The sequence below is a fragment of the Anaerococcus rubeinfantis genome (assembly GCF_001487145.1).
GTDB classification, from domain to species: Bacteria; Bacillota; Clostridia; order Tissierellales; family Peptoniphilaceae; genus Anaerococcus; species Anaerococcus rubeinfantis.
Genome location: NZ_LN913016.1, coordinates 885,316 through 904,974 on the forward strand (window position 1 = coordinate 885,316; position 19,659 = coordinate 904,974).

At 29.1% G+C, this 19,659-nt stretch carries 25 protein-coding genes, 1 pseudogene and 1 riboswitch; of the genes and pseudogenes, 4 read left to right on the plus strand and 22 right to left on the minus strand.

Going from position 1 to position 19,659, the window contains the following annotated elements:
- Positions 1-30: 30 nt before the first annotated feature.
- The 6 genes from rplK to glmM form a co-directional block, all read right to left on the minus strand.
- On the minus strand, positions 31-465 hold the full coding sequence (rplK, locus tag BN3265_RS05140; RefSeq protein WP_058990487.1) for a 50S ribosomal protein L11: 435 nt from the start codon (positions 463-465) through the stop codon (positions 31-33).
- A gap of 62 nt (positions 466-527) precedes the next feature.
- Positions 528-1,121 carry a transcription termination/antitermination protein NusG gene (gene nusG / locus BN3265_RS05145; protein ID WP_058990488.1) on the minus strand — a complete coding sequence of 198 codons (594 nt, stop codon included), beginning with the start codon at positions 1,119-1,121 and terminating at the stop codon, positions 528-530.
- Positions 1,122-1,128: 7 nt separating this feature from the next.
- Positions 1,129-1,311 (minus strand): preprotein translocase subunit SecE, encoded by a 183-nt coding sequence (gene secE / locus BN3265_RS05150; protein ID WP_004838712.1) that lies wholly within the window; start codon positions 1,309-1,311, stop codon positions 1,129-1,131.
- A 14-nt stretch (positions 1,312-1,325) separates the two neighbouring features.
- Positions 1,326-1,475, minus strand: coding sequence for a 50S ribosomal protein L33 (gene rpmG, locus BN3265_RS05155; protein WP_004816546.1), 150 nt, complete (start codon positions 1,473-1,475; stop codon positions 1,326-1,328).
- A 79-nt stretch (positions 1,476-1,554) separates the two neighbouring features.
- Complete coding sequence (locus BN3265_RS05160; RefSeq protein ID WP_058990489.1) at positions 1,555-1,875, minus strand: hypothetical protein; 321 nt, start codon at positions 1,873-1,875, stop codon at positions 1,555-1,557.
- Positions 1,875-3,215 (minus strand): phosphoglucosamine mutase, encoded by a 1,341-nt coding sequence (gene glmM, locus BN3265_RS05165; protein WP_058990490.1) that lies wholly within the window; start codon positions 3,213-3,215, stop codon positions 1,875-1,877. Before glmM ends, BN3265_RS05160 begins: the two co-directional genes overlap by 1 nt.
- A gap of 122 nt (positions 3,216-3,337) precedes the next feature.
- Between glmM and BN3265_RS05170 the strand changes: the two genes are divergently transcribed.
- Positions 3,338-4,039, plus strand: a complete 702-nt coding sequence (locus BN3265_RS05170; protein ID WP_058991291.1) for a tRNA1(Val) (adenine(37)-N6)-methyltransferase — start codon at positions 3,338-3,340, stop codon at positions 4,037-4,039.
- On the plus strand, positions 4,029-4,847 hold the full coding sequence (gene rsmI / locus BN3265_RS05175) for a 16S rRNA (cytidine(1402)-2'-O)-methyltransferase (protein WP_058990491.1): 819 nt from the start codon (positions 4,029-4,031) through the stop codon (positions 4,845-4,847). Before BN3265_RS05170 ends, rsmI begins: the two co-directional genes overlap by 11 nt.
- Here the strand turns inward: rsmI and dhaM are convergent.
- The 3 genes from dhaM to dhaK are packed head-to-tail and all read right to left on the minus strand — an operon-like array spanning position 4,839 to position 6,817.
- Positions 4,839-5,237: a dihydroxyacetone kinase phosphoryl donor subunit DhaM gene (gene dhaM, locus BN3265_RS05180; RefSeq protein ID WP_058990492.1), complete on the minus strand. Its 399-nt coding sequence runs from the start codon at positions 5,235-5,237 to the stop codon at positions 4,839-4,841. The genes rsmI and dhaM overlap by 9 nt on opposite strands.
- Entirely contained in the window at positions 5,230-5,829 is a 600-nt protein-coding gene (gene dhaL, locus BN3265_RS05185; protein ID WP_058990493.1) for a dihydroxyacetone kinase subunit DhaL, read from the minus strand. The genes dhaM and dhaL overlap by 8 nt, the downstream gene beginning before the upstream one ends.
- 1 nt (position 5,830) lies before the next feature.
- Positions 5,831-6,817: a dihydroxyacetone kinase subunit DhaK gene (gene dhaK, locus BN3265_RS05190; protein ID WP_058990494.1), complete on the minus strand. Its 987-nt coding sequence runs from the start codon at positions 6,815-6,817 to the stop codon at positions 5,831-5,833.
- A 269-nt stretch (positions 6,818-7,086) separates the two neighbouring features.
- Here dhaK and BN3265_RS05195 point away from each other — a divergent pair, with 269 nt between their 5' ends.
- Together BN3265_RS05195 and BN3265_RS05200 are read left to right on the plus strand one after the other, a co-directional pair.
- The gene (locus BN3265_RS05195) at positions 7,087-7,521 is read left to right on the plus strand and encodes a flavodoxin (RefSeq protein WP_058990495.1); all 435 of its coding nucleotides are present in this window, start codon (positions 7,087-7,089) and stop codon (positions 7,519-7,521) included.
- Between the two features lie 4 nt (positions 7,522-7,525).
- Positions 7,526-8,071 carry a DUF3793 family protein gene (locus BN3265_RS05200; RefSeq protein ID WP_058990496.1) on the plus strand — a complete coding sequence of 182 codons (546 nt, stop codon included), beginning with the start codon at positions 7,526-7,528 and terminating at the stop codon, positions 8,069-8,071.
- 27 nt (positions 8,072-8,098) lie between these two features.
- On the opposite strand, the gene BN3265_RS05205 is transcribed toward BN3265_RS05200, so the two are convergent.
- The 13 genes and pseudogenes from BN3265_RS05205 to BN3265_RS05265 form a co-directional block, all read right to left on the minus strand.
- On the minus strand, positions 8,099-8,704 hold the full coding sequence (locus tag BN3265_RS05205; RefSeq protein ID WP_058990497.1) for an HAD family hydrolase: 606 nt from the start codon (positions 8,702-8,704) through the stop codon (positions 8,099-8,101).
- The gene (gene ribH / locus BN3265_RS05210) at positions 8,701-9,159 is read right to left on the minus strand and encodes a 6,7-dimethyl-8-ribityllumazine synthase (RefSeq protein ID WP_004838691.1); all 459 of its coding nucleotides are present in this window, start codon (positions 9,157-9,159) and stop codon (positions 8,701-8,703) included. Before ribH ends, BN3265_RS05205 begins: the two co-directional genes overlap by 4 nt.
- Complete coding sequence (locus BN3265_RS05215) at positions 9,160-10,374, minus strand: bifunctional 3,4-dihydroxy-2-butanone-4-phosphate synthase/GTP cyclohydrolase II (RefSeq protein ID WP_058990498.1); 1,215 nt, start codon at positions 10,372-10,374, stop codon at positions 9,160-9,162. It lies immediately after the preceding gene.
- 6 nt (positions 10,375-10,380) lie between these two features.
- Positions 10,381-11,004, minus strand: a complete 624-nt coding sequence (locus tag BN3265_RS05220; protein ID WP_058990499.1) for a riboflavin synthase — start codon at positions 11,002-11,004, stop codon at positions 10,381-10,383.
- Positions 10,985-12,064 (minus strand): bifunctional diaminohydroxyphosphoribosylaminopyrimidine deaminase/5-amino-6-(5-phosphoribosylamino)uracil reductase RibD, encoded by a 1,080-nt coding sequence (gene ribD / locus BN3265_RS05225; RefSeq protein ID WP_058990500.1) that lies wholly within the window; start codon positions 12,062-12,064, stop codon positions 10,985-10,987. Before ribD ends, BN3265_RS05220 begins: the two co-directional genes overlap by 20 nt.
- Before the next feature lie 74 nt (positions 12,065-12,138).
- Positions 12,139-12,251, minus strand: a riboswitch (FMN riboswitch).
- A gap of 134 nt (positions 12,252-12,385) precedes the next feature.
- A complete protein-coding gene (rpsU, locus tag BN3265_RS05230) occupies positions 12,386-12,565 on the minus strand; it encodes a 30S ribosomal protein S21 (protein WP_004838985.1) in 180 nt (59 codons plus the stop codon).
- 39 nt (positions 12,566-12,604) lie between these two features.
- Positions 12,605-12,946: a histidine triad nucleotide-binding protein gene (locus BN3265_RS05235; RefSeq protein WP_058990501.1), complete on the minus strand. Its 342-nt coding sequence runs from the start codon at positions 12,944-12,946 to the stop codon at positions 12,605-12,607.
- A gap of 65 nt (positions 12,947-13,011) precedes the next feature.
- The gene (gene brnQ / locus BN3265_RS05240; protein ID WP_058990502.1) at positions 13,012-14,376 is read right to left on the minus strand and encodes a branched-chain amino acid transport system II carrier protein; all 1,365 of its coding nucleotides are present in this window, start codon (positions 14,374-14,376) and stop codon (positions 13,012-13,014) included.
- 182 nt (positions 14,377-14,558) lie between these two features.
- Entirely contained in the window at positions 14,559-15,830 is a 1,272-nt protein-coding gene (locus BN3265_RS05245; protein ID WP_058990503.1) for a ClC family H(+)/Cl(-) exchange transporter, read from the minus strand.
- Positions 15,831-15,840: 10 nt separating this feature from the next.
- Positions 15,841-16,647: a C39 family peptidase gene (locus BN3265_RS05250; protein WP_058990504.1), complete on the minus strand. Its 807-nt coding sequence runs from the start codon at positions 16,645-16,647 to the stop codon at positions 15,841-15,843.
- 59 nt (positions 16,648-16,706) lie between these two features.
- A complete protein-coding gene (locus BN3265_RS05255; protein ID WP_058991292.1) occupies positions 16,707-17,588 on the minus strand; it encodes a glycine betaine ABC transporter substrate-binding protein in 882 nt (293 codons plus the stop codon).
- Between the two features lie 14 nt (positions 17,589-17,602).
- The gene (locus tag BN3265_RS05260; RefSeq protein WP_058990505.1) at positions 17,603-18,445 is read right to left on the minus strand and encodes an ABC transporter permease; all 843 of its coding nucleotides are present in this window, start codon (positions 18,443-18,445) and stop codon (positions 17,603-17,605) included.
- A pseudogene (locus tag BN3265_RS05265) lies at positions 18,438-19,645 on the minus strand (quaternary amine ABC transporter ATP-binding protein). The gene BN3265_RS05260 and the pseudogene BN3265_RS05265 overlap by 8 nt, the downstream one beginning before the upstream one ends.
- Positions 19,646-19,659: the final 14 nt, after the last annotated feature.

A 19,659-nucleotide genomic window follows, 5' to 3' on the forward strand; every position in this document is an offset into this window, starting at 1 on the left:
CCTTGTGGTATAACGAGTTTCCTCTTCCACTTATTCTTCTACAGTAATTCCCATGCTTCTGCATGTACCTTTTATCATGCTCATTGCAGCTTCTAGGCTTGCAGCATTTAAATCTTGCATTTTAGTTTCAGCTATTTCTTTAATTTGATCAAGTTTTATTGAACCAACTTTATTTTTGTTTGGTTCTCCACTTGCTTTATCAAGTCCAATTGCTTTTTTGATTAATACTGGTGCTGGTGGTGTTTTTGTGATAAAATCAAAAGATCTATCCTTATAAATTGTCATTTCAACCGGTATTATCATTCCTGCTTGATCAGCTGTTTTTGCGTTAAATGCTTGCACGAATTCCATAATGTTAATTCCGTGTGGTCCTAGTGCTGTACCTACTGGAGGTGCTGGTGTAGCTTTTCCTGCTGGTACTTGTAATTTAACCTTTGCTTGTACTTCTTTTTCTTTTGCTGGCATATTAAATCCTCCTTTGTGGTTTTTGGCGGGTTACCCCTCCCACTTACATTACGTAAGCCAGTTTAAATTGTCTCAATATCTGCGAAACTTAAATCTATTATCGTATCTCTTCCAAACATATCAATTAAAGCTTTAATTGTTTGTTTTTCAGGATCAATTTCTTTTATTTCTGCTACTAGGTCTTGGAATGGTCCTTGAATTATATTTACATTGTCTCCAATATTTAAATCAATATTAAATACTGGTTTGTCTTCTTTTATTCCAAATTTTCTAACTTCTCTTTTTGTAAGAGGAACTGGTTTAGAATCTGGTCCGACAAATCCTGTAACACCTTGAGTATTTCTTATTATATACCAAGATCTATTTGTAATATTCATCTTAACCATTACATAACCTGGAAATAATTTTCTAGTTTTAAGTTTCTTTGATTCATTTTTTACTTCAACATACTCTTCTTCCGGCACTGTTACATCGATGATATCAGGATTTTGTTCGTTATCAATCATCATTTGGATTTTATCTTTAACCCTATTTTCGTAGCCGGTATATGTGTGAACTACATACCATTTTGGTTGTTTTTCTGAATCTTTAGAATCAATTTCTTCTTTAGTATTGTTTGGTTCATTTGAACTATTGTTATTAGATAAATCTGTCATATCTTACCTACATCAAAAATCCAAGCATGTTTCCAAAGACTATATCTAATAACCAAATGAGAAGTCCTGTAATCACACTGACAATAATAACAAGTAATGAGTAATTTAAAGTTTCATTTTTTGTTGGCCATGTGATTTTTTTGAATTCTCTACTAACAGATTTAAAAAATCCGTCTTTTTTCTTAGCCATTTAAAAACTCCTTACTATTTTGTTTCTTTATGAACAGTGTGTTTTTTACAGAAAGGACAATACTTTTTAAGCTCAAGTCTTTCTTGAGTGTTTTTTTTGTTTTTTGTAGTATCGTAATTTCTATTTTTGCAAACTGTGCATTCTAGTTTTACTTTATCTGCCATTAAAACACCTCCTAATTTATATGGATAGTCCCATACAAACATATATGTTACCATCAATTTTATTTAATGTCAATATTTTTTATTGACTTTTTTCTAAGCTTTTGTAAAGTTTTTTTCTTTTATTTATTAAAAATTCTCTAAGATCATCTAAGTCATGATTTGAAAAACATGTATCACTATATTCAAGAAGTATTTCTTCTATGTCTTCTAATTCGTAAACATTTTGATCATACATTTTTCCTAAAAAATTGTGATTTTTATCGTAAAAAACTTTTGGTGGATAGCCTTCTAATTTTCTGGTATCCATGCTTATATAAGAATTTTTTGAATAGATTTTATTTCCTACTACAAGTACAGCTTCTTTTATATTTATTTCTCTACCTGTAAGATAATCTTTCATTATAGTCCACTTTTTTCTATAGCTTCTACTATATTATCTACTTTTTCGTTTGCTATTTCTTTTGTTTCAGCTTCTGCCATAACACGGATTAATGGTTCTGTTCCGCTTTCTCTAACTAAAATTCTTCCAGAATCTTTTAAGTCTTGGCTTTCTTTTTCTATAATATTTTTTATAGACTCATCTGATAAAACTGCACTTTTATCTTTTACTCTTACATTTTTTAATACTTGTGGGTAAATTTTCAACTCTCTTTTTAACTCTGATAAGCTAGCTTTATTGTCAATCATAGCTTCCATTAATCTAAGTGAAGTTAGAATTCCATCGCCAGTGTTTGCATATTTTGAAAAAATAATGTGTCCAGATTGTTCTCCACCTAACTCATAACCATTTTCGCTCATTTCTATATGAACATACTTATCTCCAACTTGGGTTTTTGAATAATTTATTCCTAATTTATCCAAAGCCTTGTATAGTCCAATATTTGACATGATTGTTGTTACAATTGTATTTGATTCGAGATTTCCTTCTTCTTTCATGTGTTTTCCACATATATAAAGAATTGCATCTCCATCAACTACTTCTCCATTTTCATCAACAGCTATACACCTATCAGCGTCTCCATCATAGGCAAATCCACAATCAAGTTTGTTATCTTTTACATATTTTTGTAAAACTTCAATATGAGTTGACCCACAATCTACATTTATATTGAATCCATTTGGATTGTTATTAATAACAAAAGTTTCAGCTCCAAGTGCATCATAAACACTTTTTACTATTGATGATGCGGCACCATTTGCACAATCAAGTCCAACTTTTTTTCCTTTAAATGATTTACTTACTGTTTGAATAAGAAAAGCAATATATCTATTTCTTCCACCTATAAAATCATGAGTTCTTCCAATTTCTTCACCGATTTTTAAATCAATATCTTTTATATCTGAATCTATATAAGCTTCTAATTTTTCCAAAAATTCATCATCCATTTTTTCCCCATCAGAATTTATAATTTTAATTCCATTATCATGATAAGGATTATGGCTTGCTGTTATCATTACACCACAATCAAAATCTTCACTTCTAACCACATATGATACTGAAGGTGTTGTTGTAACATGAAGTAAATAAGCATCTGATCCTGATGAAGTTATCCCTGCTGATAAAGCATCTTCAAACATATATGATGATCTTCTTGTATCTTTTCCTATTACTATTTTTCCATTTCCATTGTTTTCTTTATTAAAATAATATCCTAAAAATCTTCCGATTCTAATTGCATGATAAAGAGTTAAGTCTTGGTTTGCTTCTCCCCTAAATCCATCTGTTCCAAAATATTTCATACTTTCCTCCTATTTTCACATTTAATTATAAATTACTAAGCCCATTGATTCAAGTAATTTATTATAAAATGAGAATAGTTAAATTTTTTTGCTTAATTTTTTCATTAATATATAATTTAGATATGGAAAAGTTAGATTATATACCAAAAACAAATTTATATATGAAACATGTGGATAAATCTTACTCTTTTGGAATTGATTCAATTCTTCTTGCAAATTTTGCAAAAATGAAAAAAAATAGAAGATTAATTGATATTGGAGCTGGAAGTGGAATTTTATCTCTCGCATCTTTTTATTATTATGATTTAGATAAGGTTTATTCAATTGAAATTCAAAAAGAAAAAGCAAAACTTTTAAAGGAAAATTTAAAAATAAATTCTATTGATAAGATTGAAGTTATTAATGATGATTTAAATAAGCTTAATTTTAAGGAGAATTTTACAGACTATATTATTACAAACCCTCCCTATTATAAAAAGGGAGCAAATATTAAAAACAAGGATGAAGAATTTTTAATTTCAAGACAAGAAATAAAAATGAATCTTTCTGATATTTTTAAATTTTCAAATAAAGTTTTGAAAGATAAGGGCAAATTATTTATGATTCATAAGCCTGAAAGACTTGTTGATATTATAAAAGAAAGTGGAAATTTAAAATTAAAAAGAATAAAGTTCGTTCAATCAAAAGCTTTCGAGAAACCTGTTTTTGTTCTTATGGAATTTGTAAAAAATGCAAATGATGGGTTAAAATTTGAAAACCCCCTTGTAATTTATGATGAAAATAGCAATTATACTAAGGAGGTCAATGAAATAAATGGACTATAGTATTTATTTTGTTCCAACCCCAATTGGAAATTTGGAAGATATGACAATTAGGGCAATAAATGTATTAAAAAATGTAGATATTATTGCTTGCGAAGATACAAGAGAAAGCAAAAAGCTTTTAAATTATTTTGATATAAATAAAAAGCTTACTTCCTACCACAAATTTAATGAAAAACAAAAATCTGAAGAAATTATAAAAAATGTAAAAGAAGGCATGACTTATGCTGTTATTACTGACCAAGGTATGCCTGGGATTTCTGATCCAGGCCATATTTTGATTAAAGAATGCATTAAGGAAAATATTTCTTACACAGTTTTACCTGGTCCATCTTCTATCCTTACAGCCTTAATTGCAAGTAGTTTTGACAATGATAAATTTTCTTTTTATGGTTTTATTCCGAAGAAAAACTCTGACAAGAAAAAATTATATAATGAGTTAGAAAAAGAAAATAAGACTTGTATTTTATTTGATACTCCCCATAATTTAGAAAATACCATAAATGATTTTAAAAAAATATTTCCTCAAAGAAATCTTGCTATTACAAGAGAGCTTAGCAAAAAATTTGAGCAATATCAGATTTTTAAAATTAAAGATATTAATATAGAAGATTTAACCTTGAAGGGGGAATTTGTTCTGATTTTAGAAAAAAATAAGAAGGAAGAGAATTTAGATATCACTTCCTATAAAGATAAGATTTTAAAAATGAAAAAAGAAGGTGAATCTACCAAAGATATAGTAAAATCCTTGAAAAAATCCACCCCTTTTTCAAAAAATGAAATTTATGATTTTGTCATAAGTTTAGACTAAATTATCCAATTTATTTACCGGATAAGTTTTTAAATAAGAAACTATTTCATCCAAACTTTGTCCTGCTGATGCATTTACTGCTGTTTGAACACTTGTTTCAATTAAAGGTGTGCCTGCAAGATAAACTTTGGATTTTTTTTCTTCATCAAGCATATCTATAGCCATTTGACAATTAAGCATAGATGAACCCAAATCAAAAAATACAACAAGTCCATCATCTTTAGCATATTTTCCTATAAGCTCATTTATTTCATCAAAATTAGATCCAATATTACCATCATTATCGCCACCACTTGTAATAATTTCTACTCCTGGTGCCATTTGAAGAAGAATTTCTCTTAGACCTTCTGCTAATTTTTTGCTGTGGCTTGCTAATAAAATATTAACCATCTATTTCTCCTATTGTACTTTTTATACACAAAAAAGATGAATAAGCACCCGGATCAATATGTCCTATTGATCTTTCTCCAAGATATGCAGCCCTACCTTTTCGTGCCTTAATATCTTTGGTTGCTTCCATTTTTTCTTCTGCAAGTTTTAAAATTTCATCAAAACTCAAATTATTTTTCAAAGCTTCTGACACTGGTGAGAGTACATCAACCATAGTTTTATCTCCAACTTGAGCCTTACCTCTCATAATTACCCCATCAACTCCATCAGAAAAAGCTTTTGAAAAAGTATCCTTATTCAAACTTATTTCTCCATCCAAAGATTGAGCAAATTTCATAAAAAAAGTTCCATACAAAGGACCACTTGCCCCTCCAACATTTGAAATTAAAGTCATGGCAATTTTATTAAAGAGAGTTTTTAAATCCCTAAAATCTTCATTCATAGCAACTTTAACTTTTCTAAACCCTTTAGCCATATTATAACCATGATCACCATCACCAATTGCCCTGTCCAAATCTGTAAGATATTCTTCGTTTTCTATTATGGTGTCCGATAAATTTATTATCCTATTTTTTATTTTTTCTATATCCATCTTATCCCCTAACAATAACTACATCTTCTTCTAATAATTTTAAAATTTCCTCATCAACCTTAAACAAGGTCAAAGAAAATCCAGCCATATCCATACTAGTCATAAAATTACCAAGGAATGTTTTTTTAATATTTATATTTTTTTCTTTCAAATAATCATGACAGAAATTATTTACGACAAATAGTTCCATTTCGGTTGTTTGACCCATGCCATTAACCATCAAAACAAAATCTCCATCAAGATTTTCAAAATCTTTTAAAATATAGTCTAAAAGCTCTTTTGAAATTTCATCAGCACTTTTAATTTTTTCTTGTTTTATACCAGGTTCACCGTGAATTCCAATTCCAATTTCCATATCTTCTTCAGATAATTCAAAGCTTTCTTTTCCGGAAATTGGATTAATACAAGGTTTAATAGCCATACCCATAGATTTTATATTTTTTACAATTTTTTCTGCCATAGCTTTCATTTCATCTAAACTTTTTCCTTCTCTTGCCATAGCGCCCAAAACTTTGTGAACAAAAACAGTTCCCGCAATTCCTCTTCTTCCAGTTGTATAGGTAGAATCTTCAACTGCAACATCATCATTTACAATAATATAATCTACTTTGATGCCTTCCATCTCTGCCATATCTTTTGCCATTTCAAAATTCATGACATCGCCCGTATAATTTTTTACAACCATAAAGACACCTTCCCCAGAATCAGCAAGTTTTATCGCTTCTAAAACTTGGTCAGGTGTTGGAGATGTAAAAATTTCTCCACAAATTGCACAATCTAGCATACCATCACCAACATAGCCTGCGTGAGCTGGTTCGTGGCCACTTCCACCTCCAGAAATTAAACCTACCTTTCCTTTAATTGGCAGATCTTTTCTGTAAACAATTTTTAAGTCTTCGTTTATTTTTACCTTGTCATCATTTGCTTTTTGAAGTCCTTTTAACATTTGACTTAAAATCAGATCCTTATCATTAATTATTTTTTTCATAAATACCACCCTTTCTTAGTAAGAATATACCCAAATAAAAAAATTATAATTCTTGTTTTTACAATAAGATTAGAATAAAAAATTAAAAGATAAATCTAGAAAAATCTTTTGGAAAACAATGCAATCTCAATATTTTTTTATAATATTATAAAAATAAATAAAAAATCGCTTGACACAATGAGAAAAATAATATATTATTTGCTTAGATATTGATATAGGTTATCAATATCAAATAAATATTTTGATTTTAAAGGAGAAAATTTAATTTTATGAAGAAAGTTGCTATTGTTTATTGGTCTGGTACTGGAAATACTGAAGCTATGGCCAATGAAATTTTTGAAGAACTTAAAAAAAATAATTTAGATGTAGAAATGCTTGATCCAAATTCTTTCACAAAAGATTTAATCGAAGAATATGATGGATTTGCTTTTGGTTGCCCTGCTATGGGTAGTGAAGAATTAGAAGAAACTGAATTTGAACCAATGTTTGAAAATGTTGAAAATTTTCTTTCAAATAAACCTGTTTTGATTTTTGGATCTTACCAATGGGCTGATGGCGAATGGATGGATATTTGGCAAGATAGATGTAAAAATGATGGTATAAATTTAGTTCGTGACGGTCTTATTGCCTATGATAATCCTAATGATGAAGCTTTGGAAGAATGTAGAAAGGCAGCAATAGATTTATCTAAAGCCTTAGGTTAAAATTATGAACGAAGAATTGTTAATTGATTATGCATCGCAAACTTTAGCTAATAAAAAATTAGCCAGTTTGTTTACTTTTAAAAATACTAAAAATATAAATATAGAAAAAATGGTTTTTGAGTGGAACCAAGTACTTAATGAAAAAAATGTCTACGTGGAAATACTTAATAACAATAAATCTTCTGCTCAAATTTATGCATACAGACCTCACAAGCTAAAATACGTATTAAATGAAACAAAAACAAAATCTCTCCTAGAGTCATTTGGCTACAAAACAAATGACCTAAACCAATGCATAAATCATTTGAAATTAAGATATAAAATCGAAAATTTTCCACACGAAATCGGCATTTTTCTTGGATATCCATTAGAAGATGTAATTGGTTTTATTGAAAATAAGGGAAGTAAATTTCTTATAAATGGATATTGGAAAGTCTATGCCAACGAAGATCAAAAAATGAAAATTTTTAATAATTACAATAACATAAAAAAATCTTATAAAATCCTGTTCGAACGTTACAAAGATATAAGTAAACTTTGCCTTAGTTAACAATTCACATAAAAAAGGCTTTGAGTTTTAACTCAAGGCCTTTATTTTTAAAAGATCACTTATTTTTTCTATTTTAATATCTGCAAGCTCTCCTTCTTTTTCTTTTCCGTAGCCGTATTTTGCAAAAATGGATATATTATTATTTAAAATTCCAGCTTTAACATCGGAGAGCCTATCTCCTACTATTACAAATTTATCGATTTTTTCTATTTTTATAATTTCAGCTTTTGATTTATAATCGTAGTTTTCACCTACCAGATATTTTTCAAAATAAGAATCTAAATTGTATATTTTTCTTGCACTATCTATATATTTTTTAGAGCAAGATGATAAAATTATCAGTTCGTGTTTATTTTTTAGGATATTTAATACTTTTTCTGTATCATCGTATAAAGAACCAAAATCTTTCATGTTTTCTATCATGAAATTTCCTGTTGTTTCTATTAATTTTTCTTTATCATAGGAATCGTCTAGAAAATCGTCCCAAATTTTTCTTGGAGGATAGCCAAGATATGATTTTGGGTCAAGACTTGGTTTTTTAATTTTATATTTTTTTAGGCAATCATAAAATGCTTTTTCATAAATTTCGTCACTTTTATGGATAGTACCATCAAAGTCAAAAATTATTTTCATATAAGATCCATTAGATTTGCCATTTCAATTGCAGATATAGCTGCATCACTTCCCTTGTTTCCTGCTTTTGTTCCCGCTCTTTGAACAGCTTGCTCGATTGTATCTGTTGTTACAACTCCAAAAATAATTGGTTTTCCACTTTCAAGAGATACATTTGCAATTCCTTTTGAAACTTCAGAACAAACATAATCATAATGAGAAGTATCTCCTCTTATAACTGCTCCCAAACAAATTACAGCATCATAATCCTTATGTGCCAATTTTTTTGCTGCAAGAGGAATTTCAAAAGCACCCGGAACTCTTACAAGTTCTATTTCTTCATCTTTTACTTCATGTCTTTTTAGTGTATCAAGACAACCTTCCACGAGCCTATCTGTTATAAAATGATTAAATCTTGCAACTACAATTGCATATTTTTTTCCATTTGATACTAAATTTGCACTATATTCTTTCATTTATCTCTCCTTAAATTCTCTTAAATCATGACCCATTCTGTCAGCTTTTGTTTTCAAATAAACCCTATCTATATGGTTTGAATGAATTTCTATTGGAACTCTTTTATTTACTTTTATATCGTATTTTTCCACTTGTTCGATTTTATCAGGATTATTAGTCATTAAATCAATTGATTTTACTCCTAATTCCTTTAACATCAAACAAGCTATCTTATAATTTCTTAAATCTGGAGCAAAACCTAGTTTTAAATTTGCATCTACAGTATCGTATCCTTCTTCTTGAAGATGATAAGCCTTTATTTTATTAAATAAACCAATTCCTCTTCCTTCTTGTCTTAGATAAAGAATTATTCCTGATCCATTATCATCAATCATCTCCATTGCCTTGTGCAGTTGATTTCCACAATCACACCTATTTGATGCGAATACATCACCAGTCAAACATTCTGAATGAATTCTTGTTAAAATATTTTCTCCATCAACTTTTCCCTTTATCAAAGCAAGGTGTTCTTTATTTTCAATTTTGTCATAAAAACTTATAGCCTTAAATTTTCCATGGTCTGTTGGAAGGTTGATTATATTTGTTTTTTCTAAAAAATCTTCTTCATTTTTTGAAAAATCTATCTTATTTTCTTTGATATATTTTTTAATTTCTGCAACGCTTGTCATTTTCATTCCTAGTTTTTCAGCAAGCTCAACTACAGCTTTTCCTCTTAACATATGACCATCATCAGCCATAATTTCACAACATAAGCCGATTTCTTTTAAATTCGAAATTTTCATCAAATCTATTGTAGCTTCAGTGTGACCATCTCTTTCCAAAACTCCCCCATCTTTTGCAACAAGAGGAAATACATGACCAGGTCTTCTAAAATCACTTGCTTTAGTATTATCATCAGCAAGAGCTCTTATGGTTTCTGCTCTTTCAAAAGCTGAAATTCCTGTTTTTGTATTAACATGATCAATTGAAACTGTGAAGGCTGTTTGGTGGTTATCAGTGTTATTTTCAACCATCATATTAAGATCAAATTGTTTGGCAATATTTTTTCCAATTGGAGTACAAATCAAACCTCTGCCATATTTTGCCATGATATTTATCATCTCGCCAGTTACATTTTCACCAGCACAAATCATATCAGCTTCATTTTCCCTATCTTCATTATCTGTTACTATAATTATCTCGTTATTTTGTAATGCTTTTATAATCTCTTCCATATTTTTTTAAAAACCATTTTCCAATAAAAAGTTTCTATCCAACCTTTCTTCTTTTTTATATGCCATAGATTTTTGGATAAATCTATTTATAATATCAGTTTCAATATTTATTTCATCACCAATTTTTTTATATTTAAAATTAGTTCTTTCAAGTGTTTCAGGAATAAGAGCAACCTGAAAACTTGTGTTCTTATCATCTGAAACGGTAAGAGAAATTCCATCAAGAGCTACAGAACCTTTTTTTACAATCAAAGAGCAAATTTCTGGACTTGCTGAAATTGTAAATACATTTTCTCTAATATTTTTAATTTTACCAACTCCATCAACATGACCTTGGACTATATGACCGTCAAGTCTATCGGAAAGTCTTAGGGCTCTTTCTAGATTTACTTTTTTGTTTACATAAGAATTATTAAATTTGGTCATTTTTAAACTTTCATTCATAAGATCTGCCTTATAAGTTTTATCATTAATTTCTGTCACAGTAAGACAAACCCCATCAGTCATTATTGAGTCCCCAAGTTTTGTACCTTCTAAAACAATATTTGCTTCAACCTCAATTTGAACATGGTCATTTATCTTTTTAAAAGATAAAATTTTTCCCATTTCTTCAGATATTCCAGTGAACATTTTTAGCCTCAATCATAATATTATCATCAAATCTTTTTACATCTTCTATTTCAAACTCATAGGCATCCTTAATTTTATCAACTCCTTTTCCATAAAAAGGAGATTTTGAATCAAATCCTCCTATGACTTTTGGTGAAATAAATTCATAAATTTTATCAACCAAACCTTCTTCTAAAAATCCATAATTTAGCTTTGATCCACCTTCAACTAAAATTGATCCTATATTCATTTCATAAAGCTTATTTACCAAATCCACAAGGTCAACATGATTATTTTTCATTTTGCATTTAATTATATTTAAATCAGGATTATCACTATCTTTGCATGTAGCTATATAAGTTTTTTTATCACTATCCAAACTAAAAATCTTGTAATTCTTATAATTTTTTTCAATTTCAAGATTTGTATCAACAATTATTCTAACTGGATCAACTCCTCCTTCTACCCTTGAATTTAAGGAAGGATTATCGTGAATCAAGGTATTTTTTCCTACAATTATTGCATCATAATCATTTCTTAATTTGTGAACATATTCTCTAGAAAATTCATTTGAAATCCATTTTGAATCATTTGTACTTGAAGAAATTTTCCCATCCAATGTTTGGGCATATTTAAGAGCGATTAATGGTCTGTTATATTTGATATTAAAGAAAAATTTTTCATTTAATTTTTTTCCCTCATCTTCAAGTAAACCTGTTTGAACTTCAATACCATTTTCTCTTAAAACTTTTAAGCCATCTACTTTTGGATTTGTATCAATATTCGAAATTATAACTTTTTTAATATTTCTTTTTATAATTTCTAAAGTACAAGGACCTTGCTTTCCATAGTGAGAACATGGCTCTAAATTTACATATAAAACAGCTCCATCTGCATTTTCTTTTAGCTTATTAAAACAATCAACCTCAGCATGGACTTTCCCATATTCAGGGTGAAAGCCTGTTGATATAATTTTTTCATTTTTTACAAGAACTGCACCAACGAGTGGATTTCTTAAAGTTTTTCCACTTGCTTTTTTTGCAAGTTCAAAACATTTTCTCATATAATATTTATCATTCATCTTGCCTCCTCCACAATTCTAGGCAAAAGAAAAGATCCCTTCCAGGGACCCTGATTATTTCAAAAGAAAAATTAATAAATCTTCTCTCATCCAGACTATACTGTCGGTATAGGAATTTCACCTATTCAGCAAAAAGCTCGCGGACTTTACCGCCGGTGGGGAATCACACCCCGCCCTGAAGAATTGTGTTATTTTATTTACACTTTTATTATAATACAAATTTTAATTTTGTCAATCGTTTACATAGAATAAAATTATTTAAAGCTCATTCAAATCACTTAAATTTTCCAATAAAAAAAGACCCGAACGGGCCTTAAATTACTATTTTCTTCTTTTTTTTCTCTTTGCTGCCTCAGATTTCTTTTTTCTCTTTAGGCTTGGCTTTTCGTAGTGTTCTCTTTTTCTGTATTCTGTAAGAACACCGGATCTTGCGCATTGTCTTTTGAATCTTTTAATTGCACTGTCAATTGATTCATTTTCTCCAACTTTAATCTCTGTCATCTCTATCCCCCCTCTCGTATCACACAATTAAGTTTGAAATCAACCTGGTGGCCATTGTAAGGACCTTTTTGCTAAAACATGAAAATGCATGTGCTTAACAGTTTGTCCTCCGTCCTCTCCTGTGTTGTTGACTATTCTGTAGCCATCTTCTGCTACATTTAGATCTTCAGTTATTTTTTTAATAACCATAAAGATATGAGAAACTATATCTTTATCTTCTTCGTCTAATTTAGCCAAACTTTCTATGTGTTTTTTTGGTATAACAAGAAAATGGATAGGTGCTTGTGGATCTAGATCATTAAATGCAATTACTTTTTGATCTTCATAGATTACATCTGATGGTATCTCTCCATCAGCAATCTTGCAAAATACACAGTCCATACTTCACCCCCATTGATAAATATAATATCATATTTTAATAAAAAGGTAAAATTTTTTTATTATTTTTACAAATTTATTTCTTTTAACTTTTCTTTTTTTACAAAAATTATTATTAAAGCCAAAATTAATCCGACTAAAGCTGGAACAAACCAACCAAATCCTAAATCAAAAGCTGGTAGATAATCTTTTGCAAAATCAACAATTTTACTTATAGATTCTGTTTTTGAAATATTTTCTGGCAAAGCCTTTAAAAAATCAAATATAGAAAATATTGCTGTAAATAAAATTGTAAAAGTAAATATTTTTTTATTTTTCCCAATTAATGGATACGCCAAGGACAAAAATATCAAAACAATAGCAAGTGGATACAAGTACATCAAAACTGGTATTGATAGGCTGATTATTTTTTGAAGGCCTAGATTTGCTATTAAAAATGAAATAAAGGTAAAAATTATTGCATATGTTTTATATGAAAGTGAATTTGGATACATCTCCATAAAAATTTGAGAGCAAGCAATAATTAAACCGATTGCTGTTTTTAAACATGCTACTATTACAATAGCTGCAAGCAAAATTTTACCAAAATTCCCTAAATAATAAAAAGAAATATGGGATAAAATCCTTCCACCATTATTACCAAGATCCATAATATTTACAGATGATGAAGACATGAAGGCAAGTGAAACATAAACCGTACTCATAGCTATTAGACAAATAAGTCCGCTTTTTAAAGTTTCCTTGGCAACTTGATTTGAATCTGTTACTCCAAGATTTCTAATACTTGAAATTATAATTATTGCAAAAGCAAGACTTGCTAGAGCATCCATAGTGTTATATCCATCAAGAATTCCTTTAAACAAGGGATTATTTCGATAAATTTTTATCGGTTCATTTTGACCAAGAGCTCCCATTGGTTTAAAAATTGAAAATAAAACCAAAATTGATAAAAGAATCAAAAATGTAGGAGTCAAAATTTTTCCAATATTATCCATGATTTTTCCTGGCTTTAAAGCAAATGCTAAAACTATAAGAAAGAATATCAATGAAAAAATAAATAAAAATAATTTTATTTTTTCTTCTGAAATATTTGATGCAATTCCTACCTCAAAGGCTACAGTAGATGTTCTTGGAATTGCAAAAAATGGTCCAATTGTCAAATACAAGGCTGTTGTAAAAAAATACGCAAATTTATTTCCCACAGTCTTTCCCATTTCAAATAAGCTGTCATTTTTCGAAATAGCACTTGCTACAACTCCCAAAAGCGGAAGTCCTACCCCACTTATTATAAAGCCTAAAACAACTTTATATAAGTTATATCCTGAATTTTGTCCCAATTCGATTGGAAAAATTAAATTTCCTGCTCCAAAATATAGACCAAATAATAAGGATCCAACCAATAAAGTCTGGTTGAAATTAAGTTTCTTTTTCATATCATTCCCCTAAATAAAATTTATATTTATATAATTATTCCTAATTTTATACAAAATATATTTAAAAAAATTATAACACAAGTCCATAAAATTTTAAAATATATATATTAGAAAAATTTTACAAAATTTCATAAAAAAGACTGATTAAATTAGAATAAAATTCAATCAGTCTCAAATTTTTATTAAGAATTATTTTTCACCATTATATCAAGTAAAGATTCATATATTGGTTCATTATGGAAATTTTCTGTAACAAGATAAGCTACAAGGCAAACTATTATTATAGGTAGGAAAAAATCAATTCTTCCGCCTGTCATTTCTATTATTAAAAACATACCAGTAAGCGGCGCCCTTACAATTGATGCAAAATGAGCTGCCATAGCAAGCATTGAAAAAATTATAATTTCATTTTGTCCAATTAAATTTAAATCAAATAAAATTGATCCATAAAAATTTCCCAATAAAGATCCCATTGCTAACAAGGGGAAAAATATACCTCCTGGAATTCCAGAACAAAAAGCTATTAGCAAAAGCAACAATTTCATAAAATAAAAGTAAATCAAAGTCCATAAGCTAACATTTTCTCCTTGGGCGAGAGCTATAAAATTTTCTCCACTTCCCAAAAGTCTAGAATCAAAAAGTAAAAATAAACTTGTAATAAAAAATGGAAATATTGATTTTATTCTTTGTGAAATTGGTAATTTTTTATAGATTCTTTTCCCATACAATATTCCCTTATTAAATAAAAGAGAAGAAAATCCAACCAAAATTCCAAGTAAAATTAGGTGAATCCAAAAACTCATTGGTAAATTTAAATGATTATTTATTTTTATTACTGGATTATTTCCAATAATAAGGCTTGTAACAATGCTTGATGAAATAATAGTTGATGTTATGTAAATAAAATTTATTCTTGAAGTTTTTTTCATCAACTCTTCAAGGGCAAAGGCTATGGCAGAAATTGGTGCTGTAAAGGCACTTGTAATACCAGAAGCAGATGATCCAATAATCATTATTTTCGTATCCTCTTCATCTAATTTGAAAATATGAGCCATGACCTCACCCAAAGATCCTCCAATTTGAACTGAAGGGCCTTCTCTTCCCAAAGTTAGGCCAGAACCTATAGCAAGTATTCCTCCAAAAATTTTATTTATAAGACAAGATATAGCACTATAATCCAATTTATTTAAAAGTTTTCCAGAAATTTGAGGAATTCCACTTCCACCAATCATTGGCTCCTTATCTACAGAAATTGAAACCAAAAAGCCAATAAAAATAAAAACACAAACAAAAATAATAGATTTAATAAAACTTTCTTGCCCAAATTCTAGCAAATTTAAAATAAGTCCCATTATTTTAGGAATTAAAATCCTAAACAAACTTACAACAAGTCCTGCACAAAGGCCTATTACAATTGAAATTAATAATAATTTATAAGATATTCTTTTTTTCATCCTAACCTCTTTAATAAACCAACCAAATATTTGCTATTTGATCTTCTAAAGTTCCGTACGACCAAGTTTTTTTTGAATTTTTTATAGAATTTGGATCATTTATAACAAATCTTCCAAATTTATAAGAATCAATAACCAAAATATGACCAAATAAAGTAAAATTTCCTTTATTTACAGAAACAATAAGACTTCCCCTATCAAGAGCATCTACTATATCTTTTTTATTATTAGAAATATTTTCAATATTATGACCATATTTGTGGGCTTCATCTTCAAAAAATTTCCATTCAATTCCATCTGGTCCCATATAAGAATTTGCATCTTGGGCAATATTTATAGGAGATATATCAGAATCTGGATTTAATCTTTTTAAAACCATGGCCATAGAAGTAGGACCACATCCAGCAAAACCTATATTTGAATTTCCCAAAATATTATAAGCCCACCTGTTATCCCATTGGAGAAAATATGGAGTTTTTCTATTAAAATTTTCACTTTCTCCAGGATAATACTCGAAATCCCAAATCTTATTTTCTAAATTATAAACAAATTCACTAGTATCTATATCATTGCCAACAAGATAAATCTCTTTATCTGAAAGATTATCAAAATTTTCATATATCCAATTAGTTTTATCGTTATCATCTTTATGTTTTTCTATATTTTTATATAATTTATCCATATCATCAGTTTTATCCTGGCTAAAAACAAGACCAAGCAAATCATCAACCCCTCCACCAGTTGAAAGTGATTTTACTGAAAGGAAAATTATAAACAGAAAAATCAAAGTAAAAATAGTTTTAAAAAATTTTTTCATATCTTTATAATATCATAAATTTAAAAAATAAAAAAAGCCGTGAATAATCACGACTAATCTTAATAATCTTTTAATTCATCTATTGAATCTATCTCCATATAAGCTGGAACTACAAATCCTATTTTTGCATTTTTTAAATTTGGACCCAAATCATCAATCATATCTCCGTATTTTTCTATATAATTTTTGTGAGTTTGAGGAAGCCAAGCTGACGGTGTAACATCGGCTGAGCCATATGCAATAGCTGCAAACAAAGGACCAACTTCAACTGCCATCATCCTTACTTCAAATCCGTAATCTTCCAAAATATTTTTTAAAACGTAGGCACTAGAAAGCTCACTATCCCAAGTTGCATGAGCAAGACTTATAACTTCACCATTTGATCTGTCAACTCCCTCATACATTTTTTGAACCCTATCTTGATTATTATCGACCCATTTTCTAGAAGCATCTTTTATATCCATGCCATCGTTTAAGTCGACTAAAACTTCTTGCATATCATCCACTGTCCAATAAAAATTATCCAACAATTTATAAGCATTCGGCTTATCTTTTTTTAGATCTTTTCTTGCTAGAGTATGAATTTCTTCAGGCTTTCCAAAAGATCCCTTTGGATCTTTCAAAAATTTCAAATCATATTTTGCAAATTTCCAGTGAGGAGTCCAACCCGTTACAACAATTGGAGCTTTTTGTCTTATTGCATCTCCAAGAAGTTGAGTCATAACTGAAGATGAACCTGTAGTTAATTTTTGATCTAGTCCATAATCTTCCATAGCCTGGTTTGCTGCAAGCATTGTCCCAGATCCTGGCTCGATTCCAATGACATAATCATTTGGTGCATAATCAAAATTTACTTCTTTATTATTTTCATCATTTGAATTACATCCAACAAGTATTAAAGCAAGGATTGTAATTATAGAAATTATTTTTTTCTTAATCACTCTATCACCTACTTTCATCTAGAATTTTTCTTGCTGAAAGCTTGAGTTAACCTATCAAGAATAACTGCAAGAATAACTATGGCAATCCCTGATGCAAAACCTACTCCAACATCATTTCTTGATACTGATGTATAAATTACATTTCCAAGGCCAGGAGCTCCTATCATTGAAGCTACAACCACCATTGATAAAGTTAGCATCAAAGTTTGGTTAACTCCTGCCATTATTGATGGTTTTGCCATAGGAAGTTCAAGCTCAAATAATTTTTGTTTAGAAGTTGATCCAAAAGAATCAGCCGCTTCTACCAAATCATTTGGCACTTCTTTTATTCCAAGATTTGTCATCCTTACTGCTGGTGGCATAGCAAATATTACAGAAGAAATAACTCCTGGTGCCATTCCTATTCCAAAAAATGAAACTGCTGGAATCAAATAAACAAAGGCCGGCATAGTTTGCATAAAATCTAGAATAGGCATAATAATTTTTTCTGCAGTTTTATTTTTTGAAGTCCAAATTCCCAAAGGAACTCCAAGAATTATAGCAATAAGAGCTGAAGTTATAACAATAGATAAAGTTATAATCATCTCATCCCAATATTTTAAATTCCAAATCAAAAGTAATGAAATTGGGGCAAAAATTGTAATTCCTTTGATTTTTTTCGTCAAATAAAAAGCTAAAAGTGTTACTAAAATTATAAAAATTAATGGAGGAAAAATTGAAAATATTTTTATAAAAAATTCCACCATGAAATTTATAAAATCTCTAATTGGATTAAAAATAAAGGCTGCATGAATTCTTAACCAATCTACTAACTTATCAATAAATTCTACTAAGGGTATGCTTGGTATATTATTCATTTTCCACCTCATCTCTTGATAATGCTGCAAGAACTGTTCCTTTTATGATTATTCCCTTAAAAATATCTCCATCCATAACACAAATTGGAATTTTTGCATCTTGAATATCAACAACAATATCTTCCAAAGGATAATCCATGCCAATTTTTAACATATCATCTTTTAAAATTCCATCTAGATTTTTTTGTCCTTTTGCATAAGCATTTGAAGCGTCTTCTGCAAGAACATAACCCAAAAGCTCTCTTTTGTTATTTACAACAAAAATACTAGAATTTCCACTTCTAAGCATTTTTGAAAGGGCCGCCTTTGGTCCGTGCCTATTAATATTAATTGTATCTGGTCTAATCATTACATTACTTGCTGTAAGAACTTTTGACCTATCAACATCTTGGACAAATTCTCTGATAAAATCATTTTTAGGGTGAGATAAAAGTCTTTCTGGAGTGTCAACTTGAAGAAGTGATCCGTCTTTCATAACTGCAATTTTATCTCCAATTTTTAAAGCTTCATTCAAATCATGAGTTATAAATAAAACAGTTTTTTTCATTTCACTTTGCAAGTAAACAAGTTCATCTTGCATTTCTTTTCTAATTAAAGGATCTAAGGCTGAGAAAGCCTCATCCATAATTAAAATATCTGTATCAGTTGCAAGAGCACGAGCAAGTCCTACTCTTTGTTGCATACCTCCAGATAATTGGTCAGGATATTGATCTTCATATCCTTCAAGACCAACAAGCTTTAAAGCTTCCATTGCTTTTTTGTTTGCTTTTTCACTTTTTCCGTTTTTTATTGTAAGTCCATAGGCTGCATTTTCAAAATAGTGTAATGAGGAAAAAGTGCAAAATTTTGAAAAACCATAGACATTTTTTCTCGTCTTGCATTTCTTAAATCTTCCTCGTTCAATTCTGAAATATTTTCATCATCAATAAAAATATCTCCATATGTAGGTTCTATCATTCTATTTATCAATCTAATTAAAGTTGATTTTCCTGAACCAGATAGACCCATTATTACAAATAATTCTCCATCTTCAACATCGAATGAGCACCTATTTACTCCAACCGTAAGTCCGGTTTGATCTAAAATTTCTTTTTTTGATTTTCCTTCTTTTAATAAATCTATCCCTTTTTTTGGATTATTTCCAAAAATTTTTGTCAATTCTCTTACTTTTATTTTTACAGACAAAATACCTCCTAACATTTTTTATAAACTTA

What these genes read in the sequence shown, in the direction of transcription:
- rplK (WP_058990487.1), bottom strand. Translation starts at nt 465, where the DNA reads ATGCCAGCAAAAGAAAAAGAAGTACAAGCAAAGGTTAAATTACAAGTA.
- nusG (WP_058990488.1), bottom strand. Translation starts at nt 1,121, where the DNA reads ATGACAGATTTATCTAATAACAATAGTTCAAATGAACCAAACAATACT.
- secE (WP_004838712.1), bottom strand. Translation starts at nt 1,311, where the DNA reads ATGGCTAAGAAAAAAGACGGATTTTTTAAATCTGTTAGTAGAGAATTC.
- rpmG (WP_004816546.1), bottom strand. Translation starts at nt 1,475, where the DNA reads ATGGCAGATAAAGTAAAACTAGAATGCACAGTTTGCAAAAATAGAAAT.
- BN3265_RS05160 (WP_058990489.1), bottom strand. Translation starts at nt 1,875, where the DNA reads ATGAAAGATTATCTTACAGGTAGAGAAATAAATATAAAAGAAGCTGTA.
- glmM (WP_058990490.1), bottom strand. Translation starts at nt 3,215, where the DNA reads ATGAAATATTTTGGAACAGATGGATTTAGGGGAGAAGCAAACCAAGAC.
- BN3265_RS05170 (WP_058991291.1), top strand. Translation starts at nt 3,338, where the DNA reads ATGGAAAAGTTAGATTATATACCAAAAACAAATTTATATATGAAACAT.
- rsmI (WP_058990491.1), top strand. Translation starts at nt 4,029, where the DNA reads ATGGACTATAGTATTTATTTTGTTCCAACCCCAATTGGAAATTTGGAA.
- dhaM (WP_058990492.1), bottom strand. Translation starts at nt 5,237, where the DNA reads ATGGTTAATATTTTATTAGCAAGCCACAGCAAAAAATTAGCAGAAGGT.
- dhaL (WP_058990493.1), bottom strand. Translation starts at nt 5,829, where the DNA reads ATGGATATAGAAAAAATAAAAAATAGGATAATAAATTTATCGGACACC.
- dhaK (WP_058990494.1), bottom strand. Translation starts at nt 6,817, where the DNA reads ATGAAAAAAATAATTAATGATAAGGATCTGATTTTAAGTCAAATGTTA.
- BN3265_RS05195 (WP_058990495.1), top strand. Translation starts at nt 7,087, where the DNA reads ATGAAGAAAGTTGCTATTGTTTATTGGTCTGGTACTGGAAATACTGAA.
- BN3265_RS05200 (WP_058990496.1), top strand. Translation starts at nt 7,526, where the DNA reads ATGAACGAAGAATTGTTAATTGATTATGCATCGCAAACTTTAGCTAAT.
- BN3265_RS05205 (WP_058990497.1), bottom strand. Translation starts at nt 8,704, where the DNA reads ATGAAAATAATTTTTGACTTTGATGGTACTATCCATAAAAGTGACGAA.
- ribH (WP_004838691.1), bottom strand. Translation starts at nt 9,159, where the DNA reads ATGAAAGAATATAGTGCAAATTTAGTATCAAATGGAAAAAAATATGCA.
- BN3265_RS05215 (WP_058990498.1), bottom strand. Translation starts at nt 10,374, where the DNA reads ATGGAAGAGATTATAAAAGCATTACAAAATAACGAGATAATTATAGTA.
- BN3265_RS05220 (WP_058990499.1), bottom strand. Translation starts at nt 11,004, where the DNA reads ATGTTCACTGGAATATCTGAAGAAATGGGAAAAATTTTATCTTTTAAA.
- ribD (WP_058990500.1), bottom strand. Translation starts at nt 12,064, where the DNA reads ATGAATGATAAATATTATATGAGAAAATGTTTTGAACTTGCAAAAAAA.
- rpsU (WP_004838985.1), bottom strand. Translation starts at nt 12,565, where the DNA reads ATGACAGAGATTAAAGTTGGAGAAAATGAATCAATTGACAGTGCAATT.
- BN3265_RS05235 (WP_058990501.1), bottom strand. Translation starts at nt 12,946, where the DNA reads ATGGACTGTGTATTTTGCAAGATTGCTGATGGAGAGATACCATCAGAT.
- brnQ (WP_058990502.1), bottom strand. Translation starts at nt 14,376, where the DNA reads ATGAAAAAGAAACTTAATTTCAACCAGACTTTATTGGTTGGATCCTTA.
- BN3265_RS05245 (WP_058990503.1), bottom strand. Translation starts at nt 15,830, where the DNA reads ATGAAAAAAAGAATATCTTATAAATTATTATTAATTTCAATTGTAATA.
- BN3265_RS05250 (WP_058990504.1), bottom strand. Translation starts at nt 16,647, where the DNA reads ATGAAAAAATTTTTTAAAACTATTTTTACTTTGATTTTTCTGTTTATA.
- BN3265_RS05260 (WP_058990505.1), bottom strand. Translation starts at nt 18,445, where the DNA reads ATGAATAATATACCAAGCATACCCTTAGTAGAATTTATTGATAAGTTA.